Origin of the sequence: Micromonospora sp. NPDC049240 (genome assembly GCF_040647835.1) — a bacterium.
Classification (GTDB): domain Bacteria; phylum Actinomycetota; class Actinomycetes; order Mycobacteriales; family Micromonosporaceae; genus Micromonospora.
The window spans coordinates 176,323-197,600 of sequence record NZ_JBEZCX010000009.1; the positions used below are offsets into that span (position 1 = coordinate 176,323).

Annotated in this window: 16 protein-coding genes; all 16 read right to left on the reverse strand. The window is 73.7% G+C overall.

The genetic code is table 11. The features are described from left to right. Positions 1–14 precede the first annotated feature (14 nt). Positions 15–2,111, reverse strand: coding sequence for a ThuA domain-containing protein (locus tag AB0B02_RS15990; protein WP_281937095.1), 2,097 nt, complete (start codon positions 2,109–2,111; stop codon positions 15–17). A gap of 20 nt (positions 2,112–2,131) precedes the next feature. Further along, entirely contained in the window at positions 2,132–4,978 is a 2,847-nt protein-coding gene (locus AB0B02_RS15995) for an RICIN domain-containing protein (RefSeq protein WP_357300834.1), read from the reverse strand. 168 nt (positions 4,979–5,146) lie between these two features. Further along, complete coding sequence (locus tag AB0B02_RS16000) at positions 5,147–6,214, reverse strand: polyprenyl synthetase family protein (RefSeq protein ID WP_357300836.1); 1,068 nt, start codon at positions 6,212–6,214, stop codon at positions 5,147–5,149. Continuing rightward, positions 6,211–7,605 (reverse strand): nucleotide pyrophosphatase/phosphodiesterase family protein, encoded by a 1,395-nt coding sequence (locus AB0B02_RS16005; protein WP_281937100.1) that lies wholly within the window; start codon positions 7,603–7,605, stop codon positions 6,211–6,213. Before AB0B02_RS16005 ends, AB0B02_RS16000 begins: the two co-directional genes overlap by 4 nt. Further along, positions 7,602–8,849 (reverse strand): metabolite traffic protein EboE, encoded by a 1,248-nt coding sequence (gene eboE, locus AB0B02_RS16010; RefSeq protein WP_357300839.1) that lies wholly within the window; start codon positions 8,847–8,849, stop codon positions 7,602–7,604. Before eboE ends, AB0B02_RS16005 begins: the two co-directional genes overlap by 4 nt. Then, positions 8,849–9,700 carry a TatD family hydrolase gene (locus tag AB0B02_RS16015; protein WP_281937105.1) on the reverse strand — a complete coding sequence of 284 codons (852 nt, stop codon included), beginning with the start codon at positions 9,698–9,700 and terminating at the stop codon, positions 8,849–8,851. The genes eboE and AB0B02_RS16015 overlap by 1 nt, the downstream gene beginning before the upstream one ends. A gap of 1 nt (position 9,701) precedes the next feature. Beyond that, positions 9,702–10,307 (reverse strand): EboA domain-containing protein, encoded by a 606-nt coding sequence (locus AB0B02_RS16020; protein WP_281937107.1) that lies wholly within the window; start codon positions 10,305–10,307, stop codon positions 9,702–9,704. Positions 10,308–10,345: 38 nt separating this feature from the next. Then, entirely contained in the window at positions 10,346–11,242 is an 897-nt protein-coding gene (locus AB0B02_RS16025; protein WP_357300842.1) for a sugar phosphate isomerase/epimerase family protein, read from the reverse strand. Beyond that, positions 11,239–12,285 carry an SCO3242 family prenyltransferase gene (locus AB0B02_RS16030; protein ID WP_357300844.1) on the reverse strand — a complete coding sequence of 349 codons (1,047 nt, stop codon included), beginning with the start codon at positions 12,283–12,285 and terminating at the stop codon, positions 11,239–11,241. The genes AB0B02_RS16025 and AB0B02_RS16030 overlap by 4 nt, the downstream gene beginning before the upstream one ends. Beyond that, positions 12,282–13,418, reverse strand: coding sequence for an inositol-3-phosphate synthase (locus AB0B02_RS16035; protein ID WP_357300846.1), 1,137 nt, complete (start codon positions 13,416–13,418; stop codon positions 12,282–12,284). Before AB0B02_RS16035 ends, AB0B02_RS16030 begins: the two co-directional genes overlap by 4 nt. 224 nt (positions 13,419–13,642) lie before the next feature. Further along, positions 13,643–14,872 (reverse strand): Gfo/Idh/MocA family oxidoreductase, encoded by a 1,230-nt coding sequence (locus AB0B02_RS16040; protein WP_357300848.1) that lies wholly within the window; start codon positions 14,870–14,872, stop codon positions 13,643–13,645. A 23-nt stretch (positions 14,873–14,895) separates the two neighbouring features. Then, a complete protein-coding gene (locus AB0B02_RS16045; protein ID WP_281937117.1) occupies positions 14,896–15,939 on the reverse strand; it encodes a substrate-binding domain-containing protein in 1,044 nt (347 codons plus the stop codon). 89 nt (positions 15,940–16,028) lie between these two features. Next, the gene (locus tag AB0B02_RS16050; RefSeq protein WP_357300850.1) at positions 16,029–17,114 is read right to left on the reverse strand and encodes an ABC transporter permease; all 1,086 of its coding nucleotides are present in this window, start codon (positions 17,112–17,114) and stop codon (positions 16,029–16,031) included. Continuing rightward, entirely contained in the window at positions 17,111–18,694 is a 1,584-nt protein-coding gene (locus AB0B02_RS16055; RefSeq protein WP_357300991.1) for a sugar ABC transporter ATP-binding protein, read from the reverse strand. The genes AB0B02_RS16050 and AB0B02_RS16055 overlap by 4 nt, the downstream gene beginning before the upstream one ends. 101 nt (positions 18,695–18,795) lie before the next feature. Further along, positions 18,796–19,974 carry an ROK family protein gene (locus tag AB0B02_RS16060; protein WP_107155761.1) on the reverse strand — a complete coding sequence of 393 codons (1,179 nt, stop codon included), beginning with the start codon at positions 19,972–19,974 and terminating at the stop codon, positions 18,796–18,798. A 205-nt stretch (positions 19,975–20,179) separates the two neighbouring features. After that, on the reverse strand, positions 20,180–21,196 hold the full coding sequence (locus AB0B02_RS16065; protein WP_357300853.1) for a YihY/virulence factor BrkB family protein: 1,017 nt from the start codon (positions 21,194–21,196) through the stop codon (positions 20,180–20,182). Positions 21,197–21,278 lie beyond the last annotated feature (82 nt).

Below are 21,278 nucleotides of genomic sequence, written 5' to 3' on the forward strand. Positions count from 1 at the left end.
CTCTATGGCCTACCTCACGGCAGGGTCCAGCGCTGGTTGGCGGCCCCGGTGCAGGTCCACAGGTGCACCGGCGTGCCGTCGGCCGAGTTGTTGCCGGACACGTCCAGGCACTTGCCGGACTGCGGGTTGCGGACCGTGCCGTCGGCCTGCGCCGACCAGTTCTGCGCGCCGCTGCCGTTGCACGTGTAGAGCTGGATCTTCGTGCCGTCGGCGCTGCCGCCGCCCGAGACGTCCAGGCACTTGCCCAACGCCTTCACCGGCCCGTTCGGGGTCACCGTCCACGTCTGGGCCGTGGACCCGTTGCAGGTGTAGAGCTGGATCTGGGTGCCGTCGGCGGTGGCCGCGTTGCGCACGTCCAGGCACTTGCCGGCCAGGCCCTTCACCGGGCCGGTCCCGGCCGTGCCGCCGCCCCGCACCAGCGTGAAGTCGTCCACGTCGAACAGCCCGGACCCGCTGCCGGTGAACGTCAGGTACACCGTCTGGGTTCCCGACGGCACGCCGCTCAGCGCGGTGGTGACGTCGGCGAACGTGGTCCAGCTCCCGGTGTTCGGCACCGCCACCTGGCCGAGCAGCGTGCCGGTCGGCGAGCCGGTGCGCACTCCGATGGTGCCGCCGGGCCCGCCGGAGACCACCCGGGCCCGCAGCGACGTCACGCCGGTCAGGTCCAGGTTCTGGTACGCGGCCCAGTCGCCCGGGTCGACGTACCCCAGGGTCTGCCCGCCGTTGGCGCCGGCCTTGGCGAACGCGCTGACGCCGCTGGCCGAGCTGAACGCCTCGGCCTGGACGGTGGTGGTGCCGCCCGGCGGCGGGGTGCCGCCCAGTTCCTTGATCCGGATGTTGCGGAACGACGCGTCGTCGCCGGTGCCGTGGTTCTGGATGCCGATGTGCCCGGCGAGCGACCGGACCGGGTCGGTGTTGGTGAAGTCGTTGACGCGCACGCCGTTGAGGAAGACCTGCAACCGCTCGCCCTCGACCAGGATCTCGTAGGTGTTCCACTCCCCCGCCGGGTTCAGCGCCGCGTCCCGGGCGGCCAGGTCGGCGGACTTGAAGCCGTAGATCGCGCCGGTGGTCTTGTCCGCCGAGTCGGTGGGGTCGATCTGCACCTCGTAGCCGTTGTTCACCGCCGAGTTCGGGTCGCTCGACGGTGGGAAGCCGACGAACACCCCGGAGTTGTCGTCGCCGGCCAGCCGCCAGTCCAGCTTGAGCGAGTAGTTGGTGAACTGCTTCGCGCTGTACCAGTAGAGGCCCATGCCGCCGACCGAGGTCAGCGTGGCGTCGCTGTTGGTGAAGCTGCCCGGCCCGGCCTGCGACCAGCCGGTGGTGCCGCCGTCGTAGAGCGCGGTGTAGCCGGTCTCCGGTCGGCAGTCGGCCTTCGTGCGGCCGGCGGCGTAGCGGATGCCGCCGAGCAGGTGCGCGCGGAACGCGGGCTCGGCGTACGACGCCTGGGTGTGCCCGCCGCCGGTGTAGAACGACCGGCCGCCGCTGTACGTCTTGCACCAGGCGTGCGGGTGGTCGCCGCCCATCGAGCCGCCGCTGTACGTGGACTCGTCGAGGCTGGCCAGCACGTGCGCGGTGGAGCGCGCGTTGGTGCGGTAGTCGTACCACTCGTCGGTGCGGTTCCACCGCTGCGGCAGGTGCGCGGTGGCGGCGTGCGCCCGGTCCTCCACCTTGACCGTGGCCGGCTGGATCGCCGGGTGGGACGCGAACCAGGCGCCGACCAGGTTGCCGTAGAACGGCCAGTCGTACTCGGTGTCGGCGGCGGAGTGCACGCCGACGTACCCGCCGCCACCGCCGATGTACGCCTCGAACGCGGCCTGCTGGGTCGCGTTGAGCACGTCCCCGGTGGTGTTGAGGAAGATCACCGCCTCGAAGCGGGCCAGGTTGGCGGTGGTGAACTGGGTGGCGTCCTCGGTCGCGGTGACGGTGAAGTTGTTCGCCGCGCCCAGGTCACGGACGGTCTGCGTGCCGACCGCGATGGAGTCGTGCCGGAAGCCGGCGGTCTTGGAGAAGACCAGCACGTCGTACGGGGCGTCGGCGGCGCTCGCCGGGGTGCCGGCGACGGTGGCGGCGACGGCGGTCACCGCCACCAGCGCGGTACGGAGGAGTCTCATCGGTGTTCTCCTTGCCATCCTCACGGCAGCGTCCACTTCTGGTTGGCGGCCCCGGTGCAGGTCCACAGGTGCACCGGCGTGCTGTCGGCCGAGTTGTTGCCGGACACGTCCAGGCACTTGCCGGACTGCGGGTTGCGGACGGTGCCGTCGGCCTGCGCCGACCAGTTCTGCGCGCCGCTGCCGTTACACGTGTAGAGCTGGATCTTCGTGCCGTCGGCGCTGCCGCCGCCGGAGACGTCCAGGCACTTGCCGTACGCCTTGACCGTCGAGTTCGGCGTGACGGTCCAGGACTGCGCGGCCGTGCCGTTGCAGGTGTAGATCTGGATCTGGGTGCCGTCGGCGGTGGCCGCGTTGCGCACGTCCAGGCACTTGCCGGCCAGGCCCTTCACCGGGCCGGTGCGCACGCTCGACGTGGTGATCGTGAACGCGTCCAGGTCGTAGAGCGCTCCGGTGCCGCCGGCGAACGTGAGGTAGAGCGTGGTGGTGCCGGCCGGCGGGTTGGTGATCGTGCCGGTGACCGTGGTGAACGAGTCCCAGGCGCCGGTGACCGGGACGGTGGCCGAGCCGAGCACGGTGCCGGTGGCGGAGCCGGCCCGCACCTGGAGCGTGCCGCCCGCGCCGGCCGAGGAGACCCGGGCGGTGAAGCCGGTGGCGTCGGCGAGCAGGTACGGCTGGAACGCGATCCAGTCGCCGTTGTTGATGTCGCCGACGGTCTTGCCGCCCTCGGCGGTGCCCTTGTCGAACGTGTTGATCCCGGACGAGGTCTTGAAGTGCTCGGCCTGCCGGTGCCGGGGCTGGAGCGTGTGCTGGGTGTGCGTGGTGAGGCCGCCGGCGTCGGTGTACTCGGCGTCGAAGATGGCGAAGATGTTCGCCGCGTCGTCGTGCTCGCCGTCGACCGGGATGGCGATCGTGCCGGTGCAGCCGGTGGCCGAGGTGATCTGGTGGCCGTGCTGGTCGTGCCCGAGCACGTAGGTCATCTTGACCTTGGTGCAGTCGATCGTGCCGTCCTCCGGGTCGGTGACGGTGATCCGGAACGGCACCGTGTCGCCGAAGGAGAACAGCTTGCCGTTGCCGGGCGTCTCGATGACCACGGTCGGCGCGGTGTTGCCGACGGTGATCGTGACGCTGGCGGTGCCGGTGGCGCCCTGCGGGTCGCGGACGGTCAGCGTGGCGGTGTAGCGGCCGTTCGCCGCGTAGGTGTGCGACGGGTTGGCCGCCGTGGAGGTGCCGCCGTCACCGAACGTCCAGGCGTACGTCAGCGCGCCGCTCTCCGGGTCGGACGAGCCGGCCGAGGAGAACGCCACGGTCAGCGGCGCGGTGCCGGAGGTCTTGTCGGCGGCGGCGCGGGCCACCGGGGCGCGGTTGCCGCCGCCCAGGTAGTCGAAGCGGTACAACGCCGAGTTGGCGTCCCCGTTGAAGTAGCCGGTGCCGTAGTCGAGCACGTAGTAGGCGCCGTCCGGGCCGAACGCGGAGTCCATCACCTGCTTGCCGGTCCACGGGAACGCGTCGATGGTGCCGGGTGAGCCGTCCGCGTTGACGTGGATCGGCTTGATCCAGCCGCGGCCGAACTCGGTGGCGAAGAACTGCCCGTCGAAGGACTGCGGGAACTTGGTGGTGGACGGGTTCGCCGCGTCGTACCGGTAGACCGGGCCGCCCATCGGCGACTCGGAGCCGCCGCCGAACTCGGGCGGGCTGCCGGCGTCACCGGCGTAGCGGATCCAGGCCGGCTTGGCGGCCGGCAGCGTGGTCAGGCCGGTGTTGCGGAACGAGTTGTTGGTCGGGCCGCCGGTGCAGTTGAACTTCGCGCCGGCGGTGCCGGTGGCGAAGTCCCACTCGGCGTACGTCTCGGCGGCCGTGTTGGTGCCGGTGCAGTACGGCCAGCCGTAGTTGCCCGGCCCGGTGACCCGGTCGAACTCGACCTGCCCGGACGGGCCGCGCGCCGAGGTGGTGCCGGCGTCCGGCCCGTAGTCGCCGACGTAGACGACGCCGGTGGCCTTGTCGACGCTCATCCGGAACGGGTTGCGGAAGCCCATGGCGTAGATCTCCGGGCGGGTCTTCGCGGTGCCGGGCGCGAAGAGGTTGCCGCTCGGGATCGAGTACGTGCCGTTGGCGTTGACCTTGATGCGGAGGATCTTGCCGCGCAGGTCGTTGGTGTTGCCGGCGCTGCGTTGCGCGTCGTACCCGGGGTTGCGGTTGGTCCGCTCGTCGATCGGGGCGTAGCCGGCGGAGTCGAACGGGTTGGTGTCGTCACCGGTGGAGAGGTAGAGGTTGCCGGCGGCGTCGAAGTCGATGTCGCCGCCGACGTGGCAGCAGAGTCCGCGGTCGGCCGGCACGTCGAGCACGTCGACCTTGCTGGCCTGGTTGAGCGTGAAGTCGGCGTTGAGCGTGAACCGGGAGAGCCGGTTGACGCCCTGCCAGGCGGAGAAGTCGGTGCCGGTGGCCGGCGCGTCCCCGGCCGGGGTGGACAGCGGCGGCGCGTAGTAGAGGTAGATGTGCCGGTTGGTGGTGAAGCCGGGGTCGACGCCGACGCCCTGCAACCCCTCCTCGTCGTGGGTGTAGACCGGCAGCGTGCCGATGGCGGTGGTGACGCCGGCCGCGTCGGTGCGGCGCAGCGTGCCGTTGCGGGCGGTGTGCAGGACCGACCGGTCGGGCAGCACCGCGAGGGAGATCGGCTCGCCGGTCTCGGCGACGCCGCGGGCGAGTTCGACCTGCTGGAAGTCGCTCGCCGAGATGGGGTGGGCGGACGCCGGGACGGGCGTCGTGGCCAGCGTGACGGTGCCGGCGGTGACCGCGAGCAGCAGCGCCGCGCCGGCGGCGAGCCGTCGTCGGGCCGGAGGGTGGGGGTGGTGGTGGGGGTGGCTGGACATGCCGTGCTGTCCTTCCTGACGCGCGCAGCCAGGACCGGGCGCGCGTCGCGCCGGATGCCGAAAGGGGGGAGCGTTGTGCTGGCCACGACATTAGGACCTTTCGATCAGCGTGTCCATAGCTTCTGATCGATCAGCTTTGACTTTTGACGCGTCACGACAAAAGTCGGGTCAGGCGCGGCGCTCGACGGCGTGTTCCGCGAGCGTGGCCAACGCCCGCCGCGCCGACGCCGCCAGCGGCAGCGCGTCCAGCGCGACAAGCGCCGCGTCCGCCCGCGCGCGGATCATCCGTTCCACCGTGTCCCGGGCCCCCGACGCCTCGATGAGCGCGCGGGCCTCGGCGGCCCCCGCCTGGTCCAGGGCCGGATCGCCGACCAGTGCCCGCAGCCGGGCCGCGCCGGCCGGACCGGCCGCCGCCCGGGCCAGCGCCAGCAGCACCGTCGGCTTGCCCTCCCGTAGGTCGTCCATGGTGGACTTGCCGGTCACCGCCGGGTCCCCGAACACGCCGAGCAGGTCGTCGCGGAGCTGGAACGCGTCCCCCAGCGGATCACCGAAGCCGGCCAGCGCGGCCACCACGTCCGGCGCCGCGCCGGCCAGCGCGGCCCCCACCTGGATCGGCCGGGTCACCGTGTAGCGGGCCGTCTTCAGCCGCACCACGGTGAGCGCGCTCGCCACCGAGCCGTCACCGGTCGCCGCCACCACGTCCAGGTACTCCCCCGCGATCACCTCGGCCCGCATCCGGGCCAGCAACGGATGCCCCCGGCGCAGCCGCCCGGCCGGCAACCCGCAGCCGTGGAACATCTGGGCCGACCAGGTGGCGCAGAGGTCGCCGCAGAGCAACGCCGCCGCCCGCCCGTACGCCGCCGGGTCGCCCGGCCAGCCCGCGCCGGCGTGCAGCCCGGCGAAGTGCCGGTGCAGCGTCGGCTCGCCGCGCCGCCGGTCGCTGCGGTCCAGGATGTCGTCGTGGATCAAGGCGAACGCGTGGAACAGCTCCAGCGCCGACGCGGCGACCACGATGGGCTGCCCGTCCGGGCCGCCGAAGCCCCGCCAGCCCCAGTAGCAGAACAGCGGGCGCAGCCGCTTGCCACCGGCCAGGACGAAGCGGCGCAACGCGGTGTGGACGGCCCCCGTACCGTCGTCCGGCCGACCCGGCCGCCGCGCGTCCAGGAACGCGGCGAGCGCGGCGTCGAAGCGGCCCCGCAGCAGGGCCGGGTCGGTCCGGTCGACGGCGACGGTCATGGGGCCTCCCGGGCCAGTCCGGCGAGCTGGAGCAGCAACGCCTTGACGTCGGTCGCCGCGACCCGGGAGCGGGCCGCGGCCGGGTCGGAGCAGAGCAGCACCGGCCCGTCCGCCGGGTCGGCGGGCAGCCGGCCGTGCGAGCCGCGCACCGCCCGCGCCCCGGCGTCCAGCCCGACCACGCTCATCAGGTAGCGCATCCCCAGCTTCTTGCGGGCCAGCGCCACCGCCGCCCGGCGCTTCGCGGCACCCGGGGCGGCCGGGTCGAAGAACAGCTCCGCCGGGTCGTAGCCGGGCTTGCGGTGGATCTCGACCAGCCGGGCGAAGTCGGGCGCCCGCGCGTCGTCCAGCCAGTAGTAGTAGGTGAACCAGGCGTCCGGCTCGGCCACCAGCACCAGCTCACCGGCTCGGGGATGGTCCAACCCGTACCCGGCCTGCCCGGCCGCGTCCAGCACCTCGGCGACGCCGGGCAGCGCGGCACAGCGCTTCGCCACCGCCGGCACGTCCGCCGGGTCCCGCACGTAGACGTGCGCCACCTGGTGGTCGGCGACCGCGAAGGCCCGTGACGTCCACGGGTCGAGGTACTCCATCCCGGCCTGCGTGTAGACGCGCAGCAGCCCCTCGGCGCGCAGCATCCGGTTGACGTCCACCGGGCGGGAGACGTCGGTGATGCCGTACTCGGAGAGGGCCACCACGGTCGCGTCGCGCTCCCGCGCCGCGTCCAGCAGCGGCCCGAGCACCGCGTCCAGCTCCGCCGCCGCGGCGGCGGCCTGCGGCGCGGACGGCCCGAAGCGTTGCAGGTCGTAGTCGAGGTGCGGCAGGTAGACCAGGGTCAGGTCGGGGGCGTGGTCGGCCAGGATCCGCTGCGCGGCCCGGCTGATCCACGCCGACGACGGCAGCCCCGCGCCCGGCCCCCAGTAGCTGAACAGCGGGAACGTGCCGAGCGCGTCGGTGAGCGTGTCGTGCAGCTCCGGCGGGTCGGTCCAGCAGTCCGGCTCCTTACGCCCGTCGGCGTGGTAGACCGGGCGCGGCGTGACCGTCCAGTCGACGTCCGCGCCCATGGCGTACCACCAGCAGACGTTGGCGACCCGGTAGCCCGGCTCGACCCGGCGCGCCGCCTGCCACACCTTCTCGCCGCCGACCAGCGCGTGGTGCTGCCGCCAGAGCAGCACCTCGCCGAGGTCCCGGAAATACCAGCCGTTGCCCACCACGCCGTGCCCGGCGGGCGGCTCACCGGTCAGGAACGTGGCCTGCGCCGAGCAGGTCACCGCCGGCAGCACGGTGCCCAGCTCGGCCGCGAAACCCGCCTCGGCCACCGCGCGCAGCCGGGGCATGTGCGCCAGCAGGCGCGGCGTCAACCCGACCACGTCGAGCACCACCAGCCGCCGGCTCATGCAGAGCCTGCCTTCGTTCGCGACTGCGGGGCTCGCAGGACCGGCTCACTCCTCGCGCTCACGGACACCCCCGCCGCCGTGGCCAACCCGAGGCCGGTCAGCTCGTCGCGGGCGAAGGCCAGTTCGGCGGCGATGCCGGCGGCCAGCTCCGCGTCGCCGCGCGGCCGACGCGCCGCCGGCAGCACCCCCCAGGTGTACGTCTCCACGTCGAGGTGGTCGCAGCCGGCGGCCGGGCCGGCGAACAGCGCGGCGAGCGCGGCCCGCAGCACCGGCACCGTGGAGCGCAGCGGCGGCTCGGGTGGGGCGTGCAGCGGCACGTGGTAGTGCACCCGCCACGCCCCGGGCAGCCGCGCGTCCAGTGCCGCGTCCAGGTCGTCGGCGGCGTACGCCGGGTCGGCCGGATCGGTGGCGCCGGCGCAGCCCGCCGCGCGGGTCTGGTGCAGGAAGCGTGGCTCGACGAAGCGGCGCAGCGCGGCGGTCGCGCCGGCCGGGTCGGGGGCCTCGACGGCGGCGGAGACCTGCACCTTGACCACCGGCAGGCCGGCGTCACGCAGCCGGGCCAGCGCGTCGGCCGGCGCCTCCCAGGCGCACGCCAGGTGCGCCAGGTCCAGGCAGATCCCGAGCCGCTCGGTATCCATGGCTGACAATACCGCGCGGGCCTGTCCGGTGGACTCCACCAGACACCCCGGTTCCGGCTCGAAGCCGACCCGGACCACCCGGCCGGTGTCCCGCTGCACGTCGGCCAGCCCGGCGGCGAGCGCGTCGAGCATCCGCCGCGCCGACTCGGCCCGGCCGGCGTCCCACGGCGTGCGCCAGGCCACCGGCAGCGTGGAGACCGAACCCCGGGCCGCGTCGTCGGGCAGCAGGTCGGCCAGCACCCGGGCCAGGTCCAGCGTGTACGCCAGCCGCGCCGGCGTGGTCCAGTCCGGCTGGTACACCGCGCCCTTGACCACCGGGGCCTGGAACGCCGCGTACGGGAAACCGTTGAGCGTGACCACCTCCAGCCCGCGTACGGTCAGCTCGTGACGCAGCCGGCGGCGGGCCGCCGGGTCGGCGGCGAGCGCGGCGGCGGCCGGGGCGGCCAGCCACAGTCCCAGCCCGAGCAGGTCCGCGTCGAGGCGGCGACGTACCGCGACCGCGTACGTGTCGAGCTGCGCCAGGACGCCCGGCAGGTCCTCGGCGGGGTGGACGTTGGTGCAGTAGCCGAGATGGACGGTGCTGCCGTCGGCGTGCCGCAGCCGCATCACTCGCCTCCACGCAGGATGGAGTTGCCGGCGTACGTGGGCGCGGGCGCGTCCACGTCGCTGAGGTCGAGCCGGCCGGACTGGCCGTAGAACTCCACCGGGTTGCGCCACAGCACCCGGTCCACGTCGTCGGCGTCGAACCCGGCGGCCAGCATCGCCTCCCCGGTGTCCCGGGTGAGCAGCGGGTCGGAACGCCCCCAGTCGGCGGCGGAGTTGACAAGCATCCGCTCCGTCCCGTATCTCCGCAGCAGCTCGACCATCCGCGGCGGCGACATCTTCGTCTCCGGGTAGATCGAGAAGCCCAGCCAGCAGCCGGTGTCCCGGACCAGCTTCACGGTCACCTCGTTGAGGTGGTCGACGAGCACCCGCCCGGGCGCGATGCCCGACTCGGCGACCACCGCGAGCGTGCGTTCGACGCCGCGTGCCTTGTCCCGGTGCGGGGTGTGCACCAGCGCGGGCAGGTCGTGCGCGACAGCCAGCGCGAGCTGACCGGCGAACGCGGCGTCCTCGGCCGGGGTCATCGCGTCGTAGCCGATCTCGCCGACCGCGACCACGCCGTCCTTGTCCAGGTAGCGCGGCAGCACGTCGAGCACCGGCCGGCAGCGCGGGTCGTTGGCCTCCTTCGGGTTCAGCGCCACGGTGGCGTGGTGCCGGACGCCGAACTGCCCGGCCCGGAACGGCTCCCAGCCGACGAGCGAGTCGAAGTAGTCGACGAAGCTGTCCACGCTGGTACGCGGCTGGCCCAGCCAGAACGCCGGCTCGACCACCGCGCGCACCCCGGCGGCGGCCATCCGCTCGTAGTCGTCGGTGGTCCGGGACGTCATGTGGATGTGCGGGTCGAAGATGCGCATGTCACGCCTCCGTGGTGGGGATGGTGAGCCGGTCCAGCAGGTCGGCGGCGTCGTCGGGCATGCGCCGGCCGGCGGCGTGCCGTTCGGCGGCGTACGCGGCCAGCATCTGCGCCAGCTCGCCGTCGGCCCGGTCGGTCAGACTGTCGACCACGGCCAGCGGCACGCCGGTGAAGACGCACTTGAGCACCGCCTGCCGCCAGGCCGGCTGTTCCAGGTGCCGGGCGTAGGGGCCGAGCGCGGCGGCGACCAGCCGGGTGTCGTTGGTGCGGATCGCGTCGTGCAGCAGCGGCACGCACTCCGCCCCGATCGGCAGCAGCGGCAGCGCCCGCAGCACGGCCCGCTTCTCGGCCGCGTCGCCCTCCCGGTAGAGCGTCTCGGCCGCGCCGGCGTGCCCGGTGGGCAACGCGGAGAGCAGCAACGCGCGGGCCGCCTCGTCGACCGTCCAGCCGGGCGGGTCGGGCACCGGCCCGCGCCCGCACCGCCGGGCGGCGGCGGCGAAGTAGCGCGGGATCGCCGCGGGTTCGGTCGCGACGCGGCGCAGCGCCGCGTCCAGCCACTGCGGATCGGGTACGCCCCGCAGCGCGGCGCGCAGTCGGTCGGGTGTCATGCCGTCTCCCCTCTGCCGGGTGGTGGATGGTGGTCGCCTCACCGCCCCTCGCCGCGCCGGGCGGCGGCGCGCAGGAAGTCGAGTGAGCGGGCGGCGACGGTCGGGGCGGCGTGCGAGTGCCGGGGCAGTTCCACCGCGACCAGCCCTCGGTAGCCGACGTCGGCCAGCGCGGCCAGCACCGGCGGGAAGTCGATCTCCCCGGTGCCGAACTCCAGGTGCTCGTGCACGCCCCGGCGCATGTCGTCGATCTGCACGTTGACCAGGTGGTCGGCGACCGCTGCCACGCAGTCGGGCACCGGCAGCGGCTCCAGACAGCGGCAGTGTCCGATGTCGAGCGTGATGCCGAAGCCGGGCGGCGCGTCGAGCGCGTCGCGCAGCCGCCGCCAGCCGGCGATGTCCTCGACCAGCATGCCCGGCTCGGGTTCGAAGCCGAGCGGCACACCGGCCGCCGCCGCCTCGGCGCAGACCGTGGCGCAGCCGGCGACCAGGCGCTCCCACGCGACCGGTGGCGGCACCTCCGGCGGGCGTACGCCGGCCCAGCAGGAGACCGCCTCCGCGCCCAGGTCGGCGCCGATCCGGACCGCCCGGCGGAGGAACTCGACGCGGCGGGCCGGCTCGTCGTGCAGCAGCGTCGGGGCGTGCTTGTGCCACGGGTCGAGCAGGTAGCGGGCGCCGGTCTCGACCACCACGGCCAACCCCAGCGCGTCCAGCCGGCGGCGTACGGCGGCGACCCGGCCGGCCAGCCCGCTGGCGAACGGGTCCAGGTGGTCGTGGTCCAGGGTGAGCGCCACACCCTCGTACCCGAGGTCGGCGAGCACGGCGAGCGCGTCGTCGAGCCGGTGGTTGGCGAAGCCGTTGGTGCCGTACCCGAGGCGCAGCCGGCCCGGCTCGGGCGGTGACCGGCGGGGCGCGGCGGCCGGGGTCACGGTGGTCATGTCGGCGAGACCAGCCGGGCCAGGCGGCGCCCGAGCGGCGCGGCGGCGGCCACCGCGAGGCCGAGCAGCCCGACGCCCGGTCGTGCTCCGACCGCACCACCGCCGGCGCGGGCGGTCAGCGCGCCCTGCAACGCGGGCAGCCCGGTGATGCCGGCGCCGACCGCGGCGCGCACCCGGGCCGGCGACGGGTCGGCGAGCACCCGGGCCTGCGCCCGCCCGTACCGCACGGCGTAGCCGGCCGCGAGCGCCACCGGCACCAGGGCACCGAGCCGAAGGAAGGGCCCCCTCTTAACGCATTCGGTAGAGGAGGGGGCCCCGCTTAACACGGTCGGCCGGCCCGGGGCGGCGAGCGCGATCAGCGCGGTGCCGGCCAGGGTGAGGCCCGGCAACCGCCGGTCCGCCACCCCGGTCACCTCGCGGCGGGACAGCGCGGTGACGGTCCAGGTGTGCGCGGCGACGGTAAGCGCCGCCGGCAGCGCCCGCAGCAACGCCGGTCCGACGCTCCCGCCCGACCCGCCGGCACCCCGGCCGCAGCCGGTGCCGGACGGGCCGCCGCCGGGCCACCGGTCGCCGCCTGCGGCGCATCCCCGGGCGGTCGGGGTCGTGGTCGCGCCGAGCAGGACGTCCAGCCCCCGGCAGGCGGCCATCACGGCGGGACCGGCGGCGGTGTCCTTCGCGCGCAGGTCGTACCCCCAGATGGTGGCCGCGAGCGGGACCGCGACGGCCGCCGCGCGGACGCCCCCGGCGGCGGTGGCGACGGCGAGGCCGGCGGCGGTCAGGCCACCGGCCAGGCCGAGCGCGACGCCGGGGCGGACCCGGCCGGACGGGATCGGCCGCTCCGGGCGCTCCACCGCGTCGAGCCGCCGGTCCGCCCAGTCGTTGGCGGCCATCCCGGCCCAGTAGAGCAGCACCGACGCGCCGGCCAACGCGGGCGTACGCCGGCCGAGCGTCCCGGCCGACGCGGCGCCGGCCAGCACGTCCCCGGGCACGGAGAGCGCGGCCGGCGCGCGGACCAGCTCGGCCAGGTCGGCGAGCCGGGTCACCGGGCCGCCTCCGCGTGCAGGCCGGCCACGAAGTCGCACAGCACCGCCCACTGCTCACCGAGCGCGTGGCCGGTGTCGCCGAGCGGGTCCTTGAAGAAGAACGCCAGCTCGGCGAGGGGGCCCCGGCGGCCGGCGGCGTGCGCGGCGGCGGTCAGCCGGGCCAGGTCGAGCACCAGCGGGGCGGCCAGCGCCGAGTCGCAGCCGTGCCAGGTGAACTCCATCCGCATCCCGGTGCCCAGGAAGCCGGCGAACGTGACCAGGTCCCAGGCGGTCTTGAAGTCGCCCAGCTCCTCGACGTAGTCGATCCGGGTGCTGCCCTGCGGCAGGTAGCCGAGCGTCTCCGCGAGCACCCGCTGCTTGCTGCCCACCTTGGCGGCGTTGGCGGCCGGCTCGGCGAGCGTGGCGCCGTCGCCGCCGCCGAGCAGGTTCGTCCCGGACCAGGAACGCACCGCCAGGTGCCGCATCGCGAACATCGGCGCGAGCACCGACTTGAGCAGCGTCTCGCCGGTCTTGCCGTCGTGCCCGGCGTACGGCAGGCCGCGCTCGTCGGCCAACGCGGCCAGCGCCGGCAGCCGGGCGCCGGTGGACGGGGTGAAGTCGACGTACGGGCAGCCGGCGGTGAACGCCGCGTACGCGTACCGGGAGCTGGCCGGCAGCACGTCGAGCGCGGCGCGCAGCGCGGTCAGGTCGTGGTGGGCCGGGTGCGGGGCGGGCGCCGGCTCGGTGGCGGCCACGTTGACCACCACCACCCGGTCCAGGTCGTAGCGGCGGCGGAAGTCGGTCAGGTCGTCGACCACGGCGGCGATCCGCGTGGCCGGCTCGCCCTCGGTCGGCGCGGGTCGCAGCGCGGCCTCGACGTCGGCCAGCTCCGGCGCGACGGCGGCGGCGAGCCGGCCGGGCAGCACGCCGGCGGCGGCGAGCGCCTCGGCGCGTTTGGTCAGCGGGGTGGCGACCACGTCGTGGCCGCCGAAGACGAGATCGGCGAGGCCCGGCAGCGCGGGACCCCGCAGGTCGGGCAGTTCGGTGACGCAGCCGGTCGGTGCGGTGAGCCCGGCCCGCAGGGCGAGCGCCCCGACCACGCTTGTGGTCGCGACCGAACCACGTGCTCCCACCAGCCAGACACCCGTACGCATCGCGTTACCTCCCCAGGTCGGTGCCGGTCCACCGGTGCGGCCGGGGAATCCCGGTCCGGCCGCACCGGAGGGCCGTGCTGGTCGTGCCCCCCGGAGGACTCCGGTGGCACGCTCCCCGACGCCGGCCTCGTGCCCGCCGCGGGGCGCAACCGCGGTGGGCCCTCGCCGGCCGGCGCCGGAAGGGTGTCGGCGGCGCTCCCGCGCCGCGCGGAGTGGGCGGATTGTTAAGCGGGGCCCCCTCCTCTACCGGAGGCGTTAACCGGGGCCCCTTCCTTCGCCACCTCCGTGAAGGCGGCGGCCTCGGCGGAGCGCTCGACCGCGTCCAGCACGAGCTGCACCTGCAACGCGTCGGCGAACGACGGGGTCGGGTCGGTTGCGGTGGCGACCGCCTCGACGAAGTCGCGCATCTGGTGCGTGAAGGAGTGCTCGTAGCCGATGATGTGGCCGGGCGGCCACCACGCGTCCAGGTACGGATGCTCCGGCTCGGTCACCAGGATCCGGCTGAACCCCTGCTCGGCGGCGGGCCGGGTGGCGTCCAGGAACTCCAGTTCGTTGAGGCGTTCCAGGTCGAACACCACGCTGCCGCGTGAGCCGTTGATCTCGACCCGCAGCGCGTTCTTGCGGCCGGTGGCGAAGCGGGTCGCCTCGTACGTGGCGAGCGCGCCGCCGTCGAGCCGGGCCACGAAGACCGCCGCGTCGTCCACGGTGACCTCGCCGGTGCCCCGGCCGTTGCCGTCGGCCTGCGCGGCCAGGCCGCTCGACCCGGCCGGCAACGGTCGCTGCCTGACGAACGTCTCGGTGAGCGCGCTGACGCCGGTGACGAGCTGCCCGGTGACGTACTGCGTCAGGTCGATGATGTGCGCGCCGATGTCGCCCAGCGCGCCGGAGCCCGCCCGGTCCTTCTGCAACCGCCACACCAGCGGGAACTGCGGATCGACGATCCAGTCCTGGAGGTAGACCGCCCGGACGTGCCGGATCTCGCCGAGCCGCCCGTCGGCGACGAGCTGCCGCATCAGGGCGACCGCGGGCACCCGCCGGTAGTTGAAGCCGCACATCGCGCGGACCCCGGACGCCCGGGCCCGGGCCGCGGCGGCGGTCATCTCCCGCGCCTCGGCGACGGTGTTGGCCAGCGGCTTCTCGCACAGCACGTGCTTGCCCGCGGCCAACGCGGCGAGGGCGATCTCGCCGTGGCTGTCCCCCGGCGTGCAGATGTCCACCACGTCGATCTCGTCGGACTCGACGAGTCGCCGCCAGTCGGTGGTGTACCCGTCCCAGCCGAGCCGGTCGGCGGCCTCGGCCACCTTCGGTTCGTCCCGGCCGCAGACGAGCGCCATCCGCACCCGCGCCGGCAGGTCGAACACGCGGTTCACGGTGCGCCACGCCTGCGAGTGCGCGGCGCCCATGAACGCGTAGCCGACCATGCCGACCCGCAGGATGCTGTCGTGACTGGACAAGCTGGGTCTCCCCCCCGTGTGTGTCAGAACCCGAGCTTCAGGTAGTCGCCCGAGTTCTCCTTGGTGATCGTCTCGGAGGAGAGCACGATCTCCTTCGGTACCTGGAGTTCCACCAGGTCGGACATGCCCTTGCCCTGCCCGATCAGCCGGGCCAGGGAGATGGCCGAGGAGGCCATCGACGGGCTGTAGGTGACGGTGGCCTTCAGCACCGTGTTGTCGGCGGCGATGTCCTCCATGGCCTTCTTCGAGCCGGCGCCGCCGACCATGAAGAACTCCTTGCGGTTGGCCTGGGTGACGGCGGCGAGCACGCCGATGCCCTGGTCGTCGTCGTGGTTCCAGACCGCGTCGATCTTCGGCAGCGCCTGGAACAAGCCGGTGGCGGCCTGCTGGCCGGAGTCCACGGTGAACTCGGCCGGCCGGCGGTTGGCCACCTTCAGCCCGTACGAGGCGAGCGTGTCGGCGAAGCCCTTGGACCGTTCCTGGGTCAGCTCCAGCGACTCGATGCCGGGGATCTCGCCGATCACCGGGTTGCTGACTCCCTTCGCCTTGAGCTGCTCGGCGATGTAGGTGGCGGCGGCCACCCCCATGCCGTAGTTGTCGCCCTTGATCTGGAGCCGGTAGGCCTTGGGGTCGGGGAACGCCCGGTCCAGGTTGACCACCGGGATGCCGGCCTTCATCGCCTCCAGGCCGAACGCGTTGAGTTCCTTGCCGTCGTGCGGCAGCAGGACGATGACGTCCGGCTTCTGGGAGATCAGCGTGGACAGCGCCGCCCGCTGGGCCGCCGCGTCCGCGCCGGCCTCCACCGACTTCAGCTCCACGTCGGAGTACGCCCCGGCCTGCGCCTTGGCGTTGTTGGTGATGGCGGCGATCCAGCCGTGGTCGGCGGCCGGGGCGGAGAAGCCGATGGTCACCTTCTTGCCCGGTTCGGCGGCGGCGCCGGTCGCGGCGGCCTTGGTCTGCGCCTCGGTCGGGGACTGCTCGTTGCTCGTACAGCCGGCGAGCAGCACCCCGGCGGAGACGGCGGCCCCGCCGAAGAGCAACCGACGGCGTGACAGGTCACTGGGCATGACGGCCTCCTGATGAGGTGGTGGGGGTGGTTTCGGGTGCGGTGGGCCGGGCCACCGTCTGCGCGACGGCGGCCTGGCGGTGCGGTGGGTCAGGTGGTGGTGGCCCGGTTGCGGGCGAGGAACTGGGTCAGGCTGCGGAACTGCACCTGCTGGACCAGGACGGCGGCGACGATGATGCCGCCCTTGACCATGTTCTGGGCCTCGGCGGAGAGGTTGTTGATGGCGAACAGGTTGGTGATCGTGGAGAAGATGATCACCCCGAGCAGGGAGCCGATGATGGTGCCCCGCCCGCCGCTGAGCAGCGTGCCGCCGATGATCGCGGCGGCGATCGCGTCCAGCTCGTAGAGGTTGGCCATCGCCGCCTGGGCGGAGGTGGCCTGCGCGGTCAGCATCACCGCGGCGATGCCGCAGCAGAGGCCGGAGAGCGCGTAGAGCAGCACGGTGTGCCGGCGTACGTTGATGCCGGCGAGCCGGGCCGCCTCCGGGTTGCCGCCGACCGCCACCGTGCGACGGCCGAACGTGGTCCGGTTGAGCAGCACCCACCCGGCCGCCACCACCGCGATCAGGATGTAGACCAGCAGCGGGATGCCGAGCACGTTGGTGGTGGCGATGCCGTTGATGAACGAGCTGGTGGAGACCTGGGTCTGCTTGTCGGAGATCTCCGCCGCGAGCCCTCGGGCGGCCACCAGCATGGCCAGCGTGGCGATGAACGGCACCAGCCGCCCGTACGAGATGAGCAGGCCGTTGACCGCGCCGACGGCCAGCCCGACGGTGAGCGCGCTGAAGATCATGCCGCCGGCCCCGTAGCTCTGGGTGGCGACGGTGGTGGACCAGACGCCGGCCAGCGCCACGATCGCGCCGACCGACAGGTCGATGCCGCCGCCGATGATCACGAAGGTCATGCCGACGGTGACCACGCCGACCACCGAGGCGAGCTTGAGGATGGTGAGCGTGTTGCCCCACACCCAGTTCGGGTCGCCATACAGGTCGGGACGGGTCAGGATGCCGATGACCACCAGCACCACAAGCGTGGCCAGCAGGCCGAGGTTGCGCTTCGCGCCCTCCCCGCCGTCGCCGCGCCACCAGGAGAGCCGGGCCGGGGCGTCGACCTTGGCGGTCTCCGCCCGGTCCACCGGCGGCGACTGCGCGGGGAGCGTGGTGTGGGTATCGCTCATGCCGGTGCGCCTTCCATGAGGGACCCCGCCATCACGAGGTCGAGCACGGTGTTCTCGTCGAGTTCGCCGGCCGGGGCCTCGCGGACCACCCGGCCCTCCCGCATCACCAGCACCCGGTCGGCCAGGCCCAGCACCTCGGGCACCTCGCTGGAGACCAGCAGCACCCCGACGCCCCGGGCGGCCAGGTCGCGGATCACCTGGTACAGCTCGGCGCGGGCGCCCACGTCCACGCCCCGGGTCGGCTCGTCGAGCAGCAACAGCCGGGTGTCCCCGAGCAGCCACCGGCCGACCACCACCTTCTGCTGGTTGCCGCCGGACAGCGTGCGCACCGGCCGGCGGACGTCCCGGGGGCGCAGCTCCAGCGCGGCGGCGATCCGGTCCGCCTCGGCCCGTTCCCGTCCGGCGTCGGTGAAGCCCAGGCGGGCGTACCGGCCGAACGTGGCGAGCGTGACGTTGCGGTAGATCGGCTCGCCGAGCAGCAGCGCCTGACTCTTGCGCTCCTCGGGGGCCATGCCCATGCCGGCCCGGACCGCCGCGCCCACGCTGCCCGGACGCAGTGCCTTGCCGGCCAGCCGGACCGTCCCGGCGTGCGCCCTGCGGGCGCCGAAGATGGTCTCCAGCAGCTCGGAGCGGCCGGAACCGACCAGCCCGGCGATCCCGACGATCTCCCCGGCCCGTACGCCGAGCGAGACGTCGGCGAACTCGCCGTGCCGGGTCAGCCCGTCCACCCGGAGCAGCTCCGCGCCGGCCCCGTCGTCGGCCGGGCGCTGCGGGAAGACGTACTCGATGGTCCGCCCGGTCATCCGGGCGACCAGGTCGCGGGTCGGGGTGTCACGCGCCGGCAGGCTCGCCGCCGTGGTCCGGCCGTCCTTGAGTACGGTCACCCGGTCGCCGATCTCGCGGATCTCCTCCATCCGGTGCGAGATGTAGATGACCGCGATGCCCTGCGCGGTGAGTTCCCGGATGATCCGGAAGAGGTTGCCCACCTCGTCGTGGGCCAGCACCGCGCTCGGCTCGTCCATGATGATCAGTCGGGCCTCGCGGGACAGCGCCCGGGCCATGCTGACGATCTGCTTACCGGCCGCCGGCAGGTGCCGCACCAGCCGCCCGGGCGGGATCTCCGGGTGGCCGAGCCGGGCCAGGATCTGCCGGGTACGCCGGGCCATCTGCCCGCGCCGGACGAAGCCGAGCCGGCGCGGCTCGTGGCCGAGGAACGCGTTCTCCGCCACCGACAGGTCGTCGACCAGGTCGAGTTCCTGGTAGATGGTGGCGATGCCGGCGCGCATGGCGGCCTGCGGGTTGGCGAACGCGGCCGGTTCGCCGCGCCACACCACCTCGCCGGAGTCCGGCCGGTGCACGCCGGCGAGCACCTTGATCAGGGTGGACTTGCCGGCGCCGTTCTGCCCCAGCAGGCAGTGCACCTCGCCGGCCCGCACCTCCAACTGCACGCCGTCCAGCGCGCGTACGCCGGGGAACGTCTTCACCACGTCGGTGAGGCGCAGCACCACCTCGCCCGCGACGGCGTCGGCGGGCGCCTCGACCAGTGGTTCCTTCTCCGTGCTCACCTCGACCTCCCTCATGCGGTGCTGGTCGGGCATGCCCTCACGGCCCTCGCTCCGCTCGGTGCGCTCGGTCATGCGGTGCTGGCTGGGCATGCCCTCACGGCCCTCGCTCCGCTCGGTCATGCGGCTTCCCCGAACGCGACGTCGCTGGCGAGCACGGCCGCGCCGGCGACGCCGGCGCGCGGGCCCAGCTCGGAGAGGACGACCGGCAGGTTGCCGGTGGCCAGCGGCAGCGAGCGGCGGTAGACCACGCTGCGGATCTCGGCGAGCAGGATGTGGCCGAGCTGGGCGAGCCCGCCGCCGATGACGATCATGGACGGGTTGGTGAAGCTGACCAGCCCGGCCAGCACGCTGCCGACCCGCCGGCCGCCGTCGCGGATGAGCTGGATGCAGGTGACGTCGCCCTCGATCGCGCCCTGGGCCACGTCCAGCGCGGTGACCGCGCCCCGGGCGGTGAGCCGCTCGACCAGGGCCGGTGAGACCTCGGCGCGGGCCGCGGCGGTCGCCTCCCGGGCCAGCGCCGCGCCGCTGAACACCGCCTCCAGGCAGCCGAGGTTGCCGCAGGAGCACATCGGGCCGTTCGGGTCGACCTGGATGTGGCCGATGTCGCCGGCGCAGCCGTCGGTGCCCCGGTAGACCTCGCCGTGCAGGTAGATGCCGCAGCCGATGCCGGTGCCGATCTTGATGAAGAGGAAGTCGTCGACGGAGTGGGCGACGCCGCCGTGCCGCTCGCCGATCGCCATGATGTTGACGTCGTTGTCGACCACGGCCGGGCAGCCGTGCTCGCGGGTCAGCAGCTCGCGGACCGGGAAGCGGTCCCAGCCCGGCATGATCGGCGGCGAGACCGGCACCCCGTCGCGGAAGCTCACCGGGCCGGGCACGCCGATGCCGATCGCGTCGAGCCGCTCGTACGCGCCGTCCACCTTGGCCTTGTGCAGCAGGTCGTTGACCCGTTGCAGGGTCACCTTGGGGCCGGAGCGGATGTCGGCCGGTTCGGTGTACGCGGTCACCGGCTCCAGCCGGCCGTTGACCACCTCGACGTCGATCGAGCTGGCGCCCAGGTCGACCGAGGCGAAGCGCAGGTGCGGGCTCAGCTCGACCAGGGTGGAGCGGCGTCCGCCCCGGGAGGCGGCCAACCCGGCCTCGGCCACGTAGCCGAGGGAGACCAGCCGCTCCAACTCGGCGAGCAGCCGCGGGCGGGGCATCTGGAGGCGGTCACCGAGCTCGGCGCGGGAGATCGCGCCCTGGTCCCGGAGCAGCCGCAGGAGCCGTACGTGCAGGGGATCGACCGTCCGCACCGGCAGTCACCTCCGCATCGGAGTCGTTCACATCGACGCAATGCCGAGGTGTTGTGTCCGACACAGTAGGAGCCTTCCGGGTCGCCTGTCCATAGCTTCAGCGCATTTGGCGAAAACTTCTGTCCGTATGAACAAAAGCGTCTTCCGGATCATGAAAACGCGCCGCCCCGCCCGGTCGAACCGGGCGGGGCGGCGACGTTCGAGGTCAGCGTGGTGCGGGCGCGTTGCGCTTCTTCCGCAGCTTGCGGTCGTCGCGCAGCTCGACGTAGGGCTCCTTGTCCTCGGGGAGGCCGGCGGCGATGGCGCGACTGCGCTCCAGCTCGGCGTCGAACTCGGCGCCGAGCAGGATGGCCACGTTGCTCAACCAGAGCCAGACCAGGAAGATGATCACGCCGGCCACCGCGCCGTACGTCTTGTTGTACGAGCCGAAGTTGCTCACGTAGAGCGCGAACAGGCCGGACACCACCAGCCAGAGCACCACGGCGAGCACCCCGCCCGGGCTGACCCAGCGGAAGCCGCCGTGCCGGGCGTTGGGCGAGGCCCAGTAGAGGATCGCGAACATCAGGCTGACCAGCAGCAACAGCACCGGCCACTTGGCGATGTTCCACACCGTGACCGCGGTGGAGCCGAGCCCGATGGCGTTGCCGGCCTGCTCGGCCAGCCCGCCGGTGAACACCACGATCACAGCGCTGATCAGCAGCAGCACGCCGATCACCGCGGTCACGCCGAGCCGGATCGGCAGCGTCTTCCAGATCGGCCGCCCCTCCGGCACGTCGTAGATGCTGTTCGAGGCGCGCATGAAGGCCGCCACGTAGCCGGACGCCGACCAGAACGCGGCGATCACACCGACGACCGCCGCGACGCTCGCCAGCCCGCCCGCCTGACCGGCCTGGTCGATCGCCGTCTCGATGATCTTCCGGGTGTTCTCCTCCGGAACCGCCTGACCGACCGTGTCCCGGACGCCGTTGGTGGCCCGGTCACCGAGCAGGCCGAGCACCGAGATCAGCACCAGCACGCCGGGGAAGATGGAGAGCACGCCGTAGTAGGTGAGCGCGGCGGCCCAGTCGGTCAGGCTGTCGTCCTGGAACTCCCGGACGGTCCGCTTGAGCGTCGCCACCCAGCCCGGACCGGTCAGGTCGGTCGGGCTGTCCGGACCGTCGTCCGGCCCCACCGGCCCGGTGCGCTCGCGCCCCTCGCGGGCGGGAGACTCGTCGCTGGCCATCGCACCTCCCTCGTCGTCGTGTCGTCACTGCACGACTTGCCCCGAGGTCGGGTCGGGTAACCAGCCACCTCCCGGACAACCT